General features: G+C 59.8%; 1 protein-coding gene. It reads left to right on the forward strand.

The features are described from left to right. Window positions 1-250 precede the first annotated feature (250 nt). On the forward strand, window positions 251-1,271 hold a 1,021-nt coding region (locus tag AB3X98_RS41955; RefSeq protein WP_368610453.1), incomplete at its 3' end, for an IS5 family transposase.

The following is a 1,271-nucleotide window of genomic DNA, read 5'->3' on the forward strand; positions in this document are numbered from 1 at the left end:
GTGAACATCGACTCGGTATAGCCGTCCGCTCCGCGCATCGCTTCAGTCTCAGTGTTGTCCGAATCTTTGTTTCAACGTTTACCCCTCCCGCCCGGATGACGTATGCGGGAGGTATTTCAACAGCCTGTTAGACAGGCGATTACGGAGCTTTAGCAGGCTGTTGAATTTGGATCCCGTGTAAACGGGGTTTGAGGGACAAGCGTTATGGATATCGTGTTCATGATCTTTGGCAGCGGATACGATGCGCGGAATGGATGAGATGCAGGAGCCCCTGTTCACGACGGTCAAGCTGGAGGACTTCGTCCCGGCAGATCACCCATTGCGACCGATCCGGTTGCTGGTGAATGATGCGTTGAAACGACTCAACGGGCTGTTCAGCGTCATCTATGCGGACACCGGCCGTGTCTCGATTGCGCCTGAGAAGCTGATGCGGGCGCTGCTGTTGCAGGTGTTCTACTCGGTGCGCAGCGAGCGCATGCTGATGGAGCAGATGCGCTACAACCTGCTGTTCCGCTGGTTTGTCGGGCTGGCGATTGAGGACGCCGTGTGGGACCACTCGGTGTTCTCGAAGAACCGCGACCGGCTGCTGGAGCATGAAGTCGTGGAAGCGTTCTTCACCGAAGTCATGAGCCTGGCGGACAAGCAGGGCTTGCTGTCGAGAGACCATTTCTCGGTGGACGGCACGCTGATTCAGGCGTGGGCCAGTCACAAGAGCTTCCGCAGCAAGGACGGCCCGGACGATGGTCCGCCGGCCGGCGGTGGCCGCAACGCCGACACTGACTGGAAAGGCGAGCGACGTAGGAATGCCACGCACGAGTCGACTACTGATCCGGAGGCGCGATTGTTCAAGAAGAGCCACAAGAGCCCGGCCATCCTGTGCTATCACGTGCACATCCTGATGGAGAATCGCTCGGGGCTGGTGGTCGGCGCCGTGGTCAGTCACGCAGATGGTTTTGCCGAGCGGGCCAGCGCGTTGCAATTGCTCGATTGCGTGCCAGGCGCTCATGCGAAGACAGTTGGCGCCGACAAGGCGTATGACACCCGCGAATTCGTGAACGATTGCCGCGCTCGCAACGTGACACCGCATGTCGCGCGCAACGATGAGCGTTGGGGCGGCAGCGCAATCGACGGTCGCACTTCGCGGCATGCGGGCTACCGGATTAGCCAGATCATCCGCAAACGAATCGAAGAGCATTTCGGCTGGGGCAAGACCATCGGACGGATCCGGCAGACGGTCTATCGCGGCATCAAGCGCGTCGACCAGCACTTCA

The sequence above is a fragment of the Paraburkholderia sp. BR14312 genome, from assembly GCF_040948675.1.
GTDB classification, from domain to species: Bacteria; Pseudomonadota; Gammaproteobacteria; order Burkholderiales; family Burkholderiaceae; genus Paraburkholderia; species Paraburkholderia nodosa_A.